Source organism: Clostridium chromiireducens (genome assembly GCF_003575225.1).
In the GTDB taxonomy this organism is placed as follows: domain Bacteria; phylum Bacillota; class Clostridia; order Clostridiales; family Clostridiaceae; genus Clostridium; species Clostridium chromiireducens.
Genome location: NZ_QXDJ01000001.1, coordinates 409,674 through 421,159 on the forward strand (window position 1 = coordinate 409,674; position 11,486 = coordinate 421,159).

An 11,486-nucleotide genomic window follows, 5' to 3' on the forward strand; every position below is an offset into this window, starting at 1 on the left:
CTAATTAATTCTCCTCATACATTTTTATCACTTCATTTATAACTATAATTAAACCTGCATAGAATACAGATGCCCTTTTACTATCAATTTCAATCTTATATGGCATAAGTCTCAACCAATGTATTATTTCATGAAAAAATATACTTTTAACCTTATTATAGGTAAACTTCTTGTTTAAAAATTTTTTATACCTTTCATATAATTCATTATATGCAGAAGATTTTATATATAAGTAGTTAATATTATTCTTGGTAATATCAACATTCCTAGTATTCATTAAGAATTCATATCCACCATGCAAAGATTGTAGTAACTTTGAATAATCTAAATTAGATGAATCATGTAAATTTCCTGTATTAGGATCAATTATATAAAAATCTTCTTTGTAAACACCATTCCTCCTACAAATTAGATTTTCAATTGTTAAATCCCCATGAATATCAGAGTATATATCTTCCTTAAAAACATCATATAAATATTCAAATGTGAGATACTTAGAAAAATAGTTTAAGTTTTTATATCTTGTACCATTTATAATCAATTCATCATACTCAATTAAAGTTTTCAATAACTTTGTTCTTTTTATTTTCTCAATATTTTGTATAACTTTAGTGTCTATATATTTTTTTATTGTATCCTTATCAGCTCTTCTATTATTAAGATAATACAATTTTTTTTCCAACTCATTCAAGGTCTTCTTCATAATGCTCCAACTATCTTCTATTGACATCGAATGAACATAGTTAAAAAATCCAACATATGAATTATCATATAGCATATCATAATAGCAATACCCTTTTCCTCTACCCTCAGAAATAATTTTAGGAAGTGATAAGAAATTCTCATGTTCATGTAGCCATCTAATCTGCTCATATAATTTTTCTCCAGCATCGCCAAATGCATATTTTCTAAAAAAGCTTTGTTTACCGTTTGTACAAAGCATTGTAGTGGCATTTGAACCCGCTGAATAATCGTTTATTATAGATATATCTCTATTGATTTCCATATACTTTTTGAAATACTCTCTATCCAATCCCGAAAAATAGGCTTCTAAAAATTCCAATTTCTCATTTTTATTAACATGTGGCAAAATTTTCAAATATTTCACATCCAATTGTTCATCATTATTCTCTGCTAATGTACCACTAACTTTAGTTTTATAGATAGAGATTATGTATAAAATAATCAAAGGAGTTAAAATATACAACCCCATAATTAAAGGAAATTGTAATATCAAATTACTTGATACATGTGAAATTCTTATTGTAGACATAAAAATATTATTACTATTAAACAATAAATTAAAAATATCTATTAATTTTACAGCACTTTGAAAAGTTGACAAAAATACAGCAAATAAATAATATGAGGTAATGTACCATAGCCACATTAAAACTGTATTATAAATTAACTTCTTCCTATTAACCTTTTTATACATATCTTTAAATACAGAAATAATCGACCATGAAAAATACAGTAAATTTAATTCTATTTCATCATCAAAAATCGAACTAATTTTTTTAGTGAAAATTTTTAAATGCTTACTATACTTTATCGCTAATATAGAAAAAAATAATACGATCACAGACAATCCAATATAAAATAATAAAGAATACAATAAAGTAACTTTTGGGAAACTCCCCAAATAGAATATTAGAAATAAAAATCCCACGGCAATAATATCTAAATATTTATCGACAATTACTGTTGCTATAGAGAAGCAGATTCCATTTTTCATTTTTCTTCCTGCATAGATACTTCTAATTAAATCTCCAATTCGAAATGGTAAACAAAAATTCACCATATATCCAATTGTTAAAGACTTTAATAAAACATCATTTTGTGGTTTTTCATATATCTGAACAAATTGTCTCCACCTTAACATTTTAAAATAATGCCCTAAGAGTAACATTGAAATTGCCAGAATCAAAATAAAATACTTCATTATAAAAGTACCTCAAAATCCTTTGAATCTAATGCAATATTATATTCTTCTGGTGTTCCAAATGATAAATGCTTATCTACAGTGAACATATTAACTATTTTTCCTCTTTCAGCCATAACATTATATATCCCACTTACAAAGTATTCATTATAATTGCACACTCTTAAATATTCTTGTGCTGAATCCATAAATATACTTTTATTTTTGAAACAATAAGTTCCACAAATAGCATCATTACTAATTACTACTTTTTCAACAGTTCTAATTACATGTCCATGTCTATCACATTCTAAATAGCTAAATTTAGACTCATTAGATTTAAATGTTAGTAACGCTCCATCTACTTTAGATAACCCACCCTTATTACAATAATCATAAAAAGATTGACTAATAAATAGATGATCACAGTCATTAAATATTATTGGATATCCATTATTAATATCTTTAATGCCTTCAATACATGTAAGTACTGCTCCATTTAAAACTTCAGGTATAACTTTAATTTTTGCTTCCGGAAAATACCTCATTATCTCTTTATCAATACTAAATCTTTCAATATGTTCTTCTAAGACAACAAAAATTATGCTTTTCAATTCAATAAATTTTCTTATTGATTGAGTAGCCCAATAAAAAAACGGTTTTCCATTAATTTCAATTAATGGTTTCGGAAATTCAAAGCCGTTCTTACTAAAACGCGACCCCTTACCTGCCATTGGCATAATTAGATTTATTCGATTATTCACTTCCAACTCTCCTATACCCCAAAATTTAATTTATACTAACTTTAATAATAAATCAATTTCATACTCAATAGAATTTTTTAGACCTTCCTCAATAGAAACCTTTGGTTCCCAATTATATTTTTCTTTAGCATAAGAGTTATCACACAACGAATATTTATTTACTTCATGCTCTAATATCTCATTTTTAATTGGATAAGCGCCTTCATATAATTCCGGATATTTTCTCCAATACTCACCAGAAGTCATATATTTAGCTTTAATATTTTTATTCATAAGTTTACATGCAATATTATATAATTCATTTACAGAATAGTTTTGATTTGATGATACATTTACACAGTCGAATCCATCACTTTTTTGTACTGATAAAGCTAAATCTATTAAATCTTCAACATATATATAGTCCCTTCTTTGTTTACCATCCGAGTGAAAGACTGGCACCCTATCATAAAATAATTCTCTTATCATATAACCTATAAAAGGTGGCTGTTTCCTTACACAATCAATATGGGGTCCATAGACATTAGCAAATCTAAGGCAAGTAATGTTCATTCCATATGTATTGCAATAAGATTCACAAAAACGTTCAGCAACATATTTCGTATTTGGGTATATTAATGTTGGTAAATCAAATTTATTCTCATTAGTTGGGAAGTCTTTTACATTTTCATATATAGCATTTGTACTTGCAAATATAATCTTTTTAGCTCCGAATCTCCTAGCACTTTCCAATATATTTACAGTTCCACCAACATTAACATCAATGGCTTCCTGAGGATCAGTTTGACAATCTGGCAATGGAGCAATTCCGGCTATATGATATATATACTCAACACTTTCCTTTGATAAAATTTTCCTCATCCCCTCTTTATCACGGATGTCCATATTAATAACTTCATTCGTAAAATCATGATCTAAAAAAATCAAGTTATCTTTTGAACCATATGAAAAGTTATCAATAAGTATCAATTCATTTCCCTCTTTCCATAATCTATATGCCAATTGGGAACCAATAAATCCTGCTGCCCCTGTAATCAATATTTTGCTCATAGTTATTTCCCCCCTAAATATACTAACTTATTAAAGTTTTACTTCTTCTCTTCCTTCATAAATAACTTTTGCTTTATATTCCTCCCTTACTTCTTCTCTCATCTCAGATTTTATAAATTCTCGTTTCTTTATAAAATACTTAATCGCCATATTTAAAAGACCAACGCATAATCCAATCATCTTTACATTAGATACTTGATCCTCCTCTCTCCATGAAATCGGAAAAAATACCACATTGTGTTTATAGTAATCTGATGCCAAAATCATGCAATCATTAAATATTAAATTATCTGGAAATCTTACATAGAACTTGCTACGAAGCATACTAATACTATACATGTTTAAACCAGAACCTAAATCGTATATCCTTTTTCTAACAACTAATGAAAATAAGAAATTGAAAACTATATTTCCATAAATTCTAATTTTAGAGTATCCCTCCAATTTAGATCCCTTCATAAATCTAGAACCTAAACAGCAATCATATTTCTTATAAGTTTCATTTTCCAAAATTGGAACTAAATCATAAATATTGCCTTGATCATCTCCATGTAGCACAATTACATAATCAAATTTATTATCTATAGCATAGTTAAATGCCGTTTTATGTGAACCTCCTAATCCATAATTATGGTCATTTCTAAAAAGTTTTAAAGGAATCTCCGGATGTTGCTCAATGAACTCTATTACTTTTTGCTCTGTATTATCTGTACTTAAATTATTAACCATTATAATTTCATGTACATATTGCAGAATCCTATGATTAACTTGATTTAAAACACGAACAATTTGCTTTTCACAATTATATCCTGGAATAAATAATAATATTTTTTCTTTCATCGTTTTATCCTTTCCTGTAGAATATATTTTAATATTTTTCAGATAAAATTTTCATTACACAAAAATTTAATACCATTGTTATTGGAGTTATTATCAATTTTGTGATAATTTTCGAGTATTCTTTTATAATAACTATTTTATTAAAACTACTAATACTAATAATTGAATATAAAATTTGACCAAATAACGATATGATTATAATAAGAATCATTTGATAGAGAAAATATATAATATACTTTCTTTTCAAACTAAGTCCATCAGTATTACATTCAAAAATTTTTCTTGTGGAAACCATGAATACAAAAGTTAGTGCAGGTATTCCACTAATAAAATTAGAATATCCTACATAGAAATTTAATTTTATTGCTAGCAACAAATAAATCAAAAAATCTATTAGCCATCCTGTGCCTGAAATAATCAAAAATTTACTTATTTGCATAAGTAGCTTTCTTATACTCATCCTTAATCCAAATACCCTTCCTATTAATTAAAATTTTACTCCTTTATATTAACTCAACCTTTAGAAAAATTAGTTAACTTGTTATTTTCATTCACTGTTTGAGCAACAAGCATTATTATGATAATACATAATAATAAAATACAAATTACTATTGAAAAAAACATTACCAGATTATCTAATTGATTATTATAATACAAGGTTACTGTCCCTTTTCCAACATTTTCTGTAATCACTTTTGTATAACCAGAATCGTCATCTACCACATTAAGTTTTTTCTTATTACCATCCGGAGCTGTAAATATGGCTCTATAATTTTTGCTATAAGTAAACGAAAGCGTAACATATTCCGCTGGTTCGTTGCCAAGATCAAAATTAAGCTCATCCATCTCACTGTTCAAAGGAATACTTTTACTACCATTTGTTTTACATAGTGAATCAACTCCATCGATTTCTATAAGAATTGTATTATTCACAAAATCAACTTCCTGAATAATCCTTACTTCTGGGAGTTTATCACATAAGCGCTTAAATGCATTTAAACTATTCGTTGCATCTTTATCAAATAAATAATACTTTACCGCATTATCCCTTAACTGATAATAAAATTTTCTAAGCTTAGGATCATTGTCGGCAAGATCGGTGAATTTACTAAATGTTTCATGACCATTCACTGCATTTGTGTACATATTATTAAGGTTAATGTCACTTAGTATTAAGTTACTTTGATTGTAACTCGTCTTAGCGAAAGTATTATCATAACCCGCTAAAGTAAATACTCCGACCATAGTGCTCATGTTTTTCGTCATTTTATCGCAGAAGTCCACTGAAGAACTTTCTATGTATGAATTTTCTGCGAATGATTCGTTGCCCTCAGTTATTGCTAAAAACCTATAGTTGTTTTTATCTGCACCTATTTCATCAATCCTCGAAAGCACATTTTTAGCATAATCTGTCCCATTATTATAAGGATATCTTTCATTGTTAAAGTATGTATGAATACCACTATTAATCAAATAGGATGAATTTGAAATTCCGATAATTGAAAGTGCAACTATAAAAGCAATAATACTCTTTCTCTTTTTCTTAATATTATTTAGTGCAAAAGCTGCTGGCATTACCATAAGAGGAATAGAAATGAACACACATTTATAAAGAAATCTAAATGTATTTATTATAGGAATTTTTGATAAAACAATTGCAATGATGCCTGATTTTCCTATAGAAAAAAGAATAAAAAAAATTGAAGCAACTGCACACGCTATTATAATATGATTATTAAAGATTTCAGCTTTTTTATCTTCATTATGATCATCAAATAGAGGGAAAGCATTACCCACGCATATTTTATCTTTTATAAAATAGTATATTGCAATTACAGCAGTAACAAATGGATAATATATCATTAAGAAAGCAATAATCACTTTTTCCCACTTCTCTATTTCAGTTCTTTTTGAAATCCTCATAAAAACTAAAGCAAATGCAATGATTAAAACAGCTGCAGAAAAAGTTAATTTATTTACAACATCAATGTTAGCTATCCCCACAATCCATATCATCAAAAAACATATACTTATATAGCATAAAAATTCAAAAAAAATATTTCCTCTCACAAGTTTATCACTTAGTTTTAGCATATTAGTCCTTAAACTCTCATAAATAAAACATTGTATTTTCTTAAAATAATTTGAAATGAATACACCATAAAGAGGTACTAAAGCACCAAAGTAACCAAAAACAACTGATAAATAGTCTAACTGGTCACGCAAAGCTCCTCCTGAAGAAATCATTTGATAACCATCTCTAAATAGATACAAAGGCATTGCAAAAAATATAATCAGATTATCCCAAAGTATTGGAATTTTTAAAAAATCACTTGTCGTTTGTATTACATCTGAACGATTACCCGATATTAATACTAGAGCTAGAAGCTGTGGTGATGAAAGAATAATTCCGACAATTACATTAGTCAGCATGATTATAATATAACGCCTATTATATGTAAACGCCATAAAGATCATAATAATTGCATATACCATATAATAGTAAAATGTATATTGAATATGTCCTAAAAGCAAACTGAATGCAAGACAAATACCAGTAGCAAAATAACTAAGCTTATTTTTATTAAAACTCGAAATAACCAAAATCAGAAAAGGTATGAAAAAATAGTTATTAAAAGTAAAATAGTAAAATCCATAATGGATAAAATGCGAAACTGAACTATATACTAGTACCGCAATACATGTATTTATTTTTGAAATATTCAGCCGTCTCAATAGTAAATACATAACTGAATTTCCCAGCATAAACATAATATAAATATATATACTGATTGATCCTATGTGCGAAGAAAAGATAAATCGTCTCAAAACATATGAAATCAGCATAATCGGATTATTTAATGAATAATACCCTGGATCTAAAATGTTAAACATTTTATACTGATAAAAGTCTATAAAAGGAATATATCCCTTTGAGAAAAGATTTTCAAAACTTTTATTAATAATTGGTTCCCATTGAAGTATATTATCATCCACCAAAAAAACATTTGGATTTGCGAATGTAATAATACTTAAGATAACTATCGATAAAATTATTATTAGCATGAACATAAAAGTATCTGAGCCCCAAAAACTTTTCTTAACCATTCCTTCCTTACTTGATATAATCAATGTTCATTTCTCCTTTTTCAATTTTATATACAATAAGTGCTTACCCTAAAACATTAGGGCTTTATTTCTTTCAAATTCGGAAATCGATCAATAATATCTTTTCTAATATAAACCAAATAGTCATAATCAGTTACACCCCATTTCCAAATATAGTTTCCCTTTGCATCATGCACGCAGACATAATCTTTGTAACTAAGTGAATTCCCAAATACAATTCGTAAATCGGGTGATCCTATTATAACATCCGGAAAGCCAACCTTTTTCCACTCCTCAATGTTTTCATCATTATTTGCCACCATATGAGTTACAAAACACTTATTAGGTATATTATTATTTAAATCATAATATATATTTTTATCGAAGTATGGTAATGCGTCTGTACCACCAATTAAATTTGTATCCACTACTATTTTTTTAGTTTCATTATTAGTATACTGTTTCCATTGTGCCATAATATTATATTTATCTAGATTGTTTTCTTTAATAAACGTTTCTAAATCTCTACCTAATCCATATGGAACATATATCTCATTTACAGATGACATTATTGTCCAAATAACTGATATGCAAATTATAATTCCAAAAAAAGCTGCTGGAATCCCATTTAATAATCGAATATCTGATTCTTCTCTAATTAATTTATTTAAAAATTGAAAGTTGATATTTTTCTCTTTTTTCTCTTCATGACAAATCCAGACTATAAATAAAAAAAATTCTGTAATAATACCAACATGATGTGGATTAAAATATACAAATGTAGAAAAAACCCCGATAAAACTATATGGTAACAATAATACTAATAATTTATTATTTCTTTTTGTAAATGCAATTAATAGAAAACTAATTATACCGCTTCCAGCAATCCCTATAGCAGCGTCAATATTCAATGCAAGCTTTGTTGTAAAATAATTGCATATATCTAAATAAGTTGCATCTCCTGGCAGCACAAAAAACATGTAAATAAATCTATTTATGTAATCATTGTTTTTCACTACATTAGCCACCGCATAAGTATCAGGTTTGGGAATAATACTTATTACTAACATTAAGTTTAATATTAATAATATTAATAAGGCAAAAAAACGTTTATCATAACAAAATTTCTTTATGCTATTTATTGAAAAATCCTTATAAAATATCTCAATTAACCAAGCTATTGCAATTCCAGCAGAAAGTATTATTCCATAAGCACTTGCACTACAGAGTATTCCTAAGGAAATAATAAATTTGAATGGTTTAACGTCTTTTGTTCTATAGAACATTGAGCAAAGAATAAATCCTAGCATTAATATGCAATATGGCCTACTTATTACACCATATTGATAAAAAAAGAAATAAGTAAAAGGTATTGTCAACTTAACTATTCTTTTAAAAGGTGCTTTAAAAATAAATAATCCCATAGCTATAGAACAAAAGGTAAGAGATACTAACTTAATACTAAATTCAAAGGGTGCACCCAATTTAGCAAAAGGTAGAAGTACTAAATGCCAAATAGGCGGATGCCCTTCATAATGTGGCAACACAAATAATATTTCTTTTAAAGAAGCATCTCTTGCAATTAACCATGCCTGCGCTTCATCAAACCATGGTTCATGAAAATACATAATTATTATCATACATACCATATAAAGTATTAAAGCCAAAATTTCTGGTATATATTTATTAATCCTTTTGTTATTCACCCTTTTCTCCCCCTGCTAACTATTTTTAGTTTCATGATATTCTTCTTCAGCGTTAACATCCCAAATTTTGTGTTTATTAATTCCATTATTTACATACGAATCAACTGCTTCTATTGCTGTTAACATTGAATGATCCATATTGTTGTACCTATGCTGGCCATTTCTTCCTATACAATATAGATTATCAATAGAATTTATATAGTCTTTTATAGAATCAAAATTTTTATAACTCCCAAAATATGCAGGATAAGCCTTTTTTACTTTTATAATTGTGGAATCTAAAACATCATCTTTACTTATTATGTTAATTTTACATAACTCATCTATAGCAAAATTAATAAATGCTTCTTCATCCATATTCCACATTTCATCATTTTCATTGCAAAAATATTCAAGACCTATCCAAACAGTATTTTCTAAATCATTAACTAAATATGGTGACCAGTTATTAAAAATTTGTAATCTTCCAATTTTAACATCTCTTTCTTGTATGTATATCCAACAATCGGGAACTATATCTGAAACAGTTTTGATTTTTGTTTTATTTTCTAATTGTAATTTATTTAAAAGCAAGCCTACTGTAATAAAATCTCTATACGGAAGATTTTCAGCAATATTTCTTATTTCTTGACTTGGCAAATTTTCAAAAGATTTAACTAAATCCTTAATAGGCATTGAAGAAAATACAGTTTTAACATTATTATATTCCAGTATATTCCCTTCAATATCTTTTGCCTTAAGCTTTACTATTTTATTATCTTTAATATCAATTGCATTAACTTTTGAATTAAAGATAATTTCTCCACCCATTTCAATTATCTCATCAGCCATAGCTTCCCAAAGCTGCCCTGGTCCCTTTTTAGGATAATAAAATTCTTCTATTAATGAGGTTTCACATTCTTTTAAACCTTTAAAAGGCTTGGTCAATACAGATAAAATAACTTTAAACAATGATAATCCCTTAACCCTTTGAGCCCCCCAGTCTGGTGCAATTTTAGACGGATGAACACCCCACAATTTTTCTGTATAATCTTCAAAAAACATTTCATATAACGGTTGTCCAAATCTATTAATATAGAAATCCTCTAATGAATTTTCTTTTCTCTTTACTAAACAAGCTTTAATATATCCAATACCAGCTTTAATCGTACGTATAATTCCCATATTATAAAAAGTTTCAAAGCTTAAGGTAATAGGATAATTAAAGAAATTTCTAAGATAAAATATTCTCGAAGTCCTACTTCTTTTTAATAAAACTTTTTCACCCTCTTCAGGATCTGGTCCATTTTCTTCTAGCTCTAGTTTCCTATTTAGTAGAATATCATCTATAGAAGGATACCCTTGAATAGGCATCAATTCTTTCCATATATTCATTACCTGTTTATTTTTAGTGAAAAACCTATGTCCTCCAAGATCCATACGATTATCATTATAAACAGCTGTTCTTGAAATGCCTCCAATAAATTCTGATTCTTCAATAATTATTGGTTTAACTTCAGTATTTTTTAATAACTGATATGCTGCAGTAAGTCCTGCTGGCCCTGCACCAACTATAATAACCTTTTCCAAACGTCCTCTTCCCCCAATTCCTAACCTTATAAAATAATAAACTATGCAAATATTAGTATTCTTCTTGCAGCATAATTCCATTTTAGTACTATTGCTGCAACTATAACTTTTGTGAGTAAATAATTGATATGAAATAAATCCACTCCCAAATACATTCCAATTTCAGTTAGAAGCAACCCCATTATACCTATTAGGGAAAATAAAAAGAAAGAAAATATATTTCTTCCTTTTCCCTGCTCTTTAGCATTTTTAAAAACAAAAATTAATGAACAGATATAATTAAAAATTAATCCTGCCAAGAACCCTAATGCGGTAGATATATAAATACCTATATATCCTAAACCAAAAAATATTTGCGTTTTAAAAAAATATAAAGTTAATATATCTATGCAGAAGGCAGCTCCTCCAACAAAAATGTATCTAATAAATTCATTAATAATTGCTTTTTTATTCATATAAAATAACTCCTAAATATCCTTAGTTATATCAATATTATTAATATATTATTTCTCTATACAGCTGCTA

9 protein-coding genes are annotated in these 11,486 nt (G+C 27.4%); all 9 read right to left on the reverse strand.

Translation table 11 applies throughout. From position 1 onward, the window contains the following. Positions 1-4: 4 nt before the first annotated feature. Positions 5-1,945 (reverse strand): lysylphosphatidylglycerol synthase transmembrane domain-containing protein, encoded by a 1,941-nt coding sequence (locus D2A34_RS01705; protein WP_243128208.1) that lies wholly within the window; start codon positions 1,943-1,945, stop codon positions 5-7. Continuing rightward, positions 1,945-2,688 carry a sugar phosphate nucleotidyltransferase gene (locus tag D2A34_RS01710; RefSeq protein ID WP_243128210.1) on the reverse strand — a complete coding sequence of 248 codons (744 nt, stop codon included), beginning with the start codon at positions 2,686-2,688 and terminating at the stop codon, positions 1,945-1,947. The genes D2A34_RS01705 and D2A34_RS01710 overlap by 1 nt, the downstream gene beginning before the upstream one ends. 30 nt (positions 2,689-2,718) lie before the next feature. After that, positions 2,719-3,738 carry an NAD-dependent epimerase/dehydratase family protein gene (locus tag D2A34_RS01715; RefSeq protein ID WP_119365517.1) on the reverse strand — a complete coding sequence of 340 codons (1,020 nt, stop codon included), beginning with the start codon at positions 3,736-3,738 and terminating at the stop codon, positions 2,719-2,721. Between the two features lie 30 nt (positions 3,739-3,768). After that, the gene (locus D2A34_RS01720; RefSeq protein ID WP_119365518.1) at positions 3,769-4,578 is read right to left on the reverse strand and encodes a glycosyltransferase family 2 protein; all 810 of its coding nucleotides are present in this window, start codon (positions 4,576-4,578) and stop codon (positions 3,769-3,771) included. Positions 4,579-4,606: 28 nt separating this feature from the next. After that, positions 4,607-5,017, reverse strand: coding sequence for a GtrA family protein (locus D2A34_RS01725; protein WP_207669008.1), 411 nt, complete (start codon positions 5,015-5,017; stop codon positions 4,607-4,609). A gap of 74 nt (positions 5,018-5,091) precedes the next feature. Continuing rightward, on the reverse strand, positions 5,092-7,710 hold the full coding sequence (locus tag D2A34_RS01730; RefSeq protein WP_119365519.1) for a hypothetical protein: 2,619 nt from the start codon (positions 7,708-7,710) through the stop codon (positions 5,092-5,094). Between the two features lie 53 nt (positions 7,711-7,763). After that, positions 7,764-9,392 carry a hypothetical protein gene (locus D2A34_RS01735; RefSeq protein WP_119365520.1) on the reverse strand — a complete coding sequence of 543 codons (1,629 nt, stop codon included), beginning with the start codon at positions 9,390-9,392 and terminating at the stop codon, positions 7,764-7,766. 15 nt (positions 9,393-9,407) lie between these two features. Further along, a complete protein-coding gene (locus D2A34_RS01740) occupies positions 9,408-10,961 on the reverse strand; it encodes an NAD(P)/FAD-dependent oxidoreductase (RefSeq protein ID WP_119365521.1) in 1,554 nt (517 codons plus the stop codon). Between the two features lie 41 nt (positions 10,962-11,002). Then, entirely contained in the window at positions 11,003-11,416 is a 414-nt protein-coding gene (locus D2A34_RS01745) for a GtrA family protein (RefSeq protein ID WP_119365522.1), read from the reverse strand. Between the last annotated feature and the right edge of the window lie 70 nt (positions 11,417-11,486).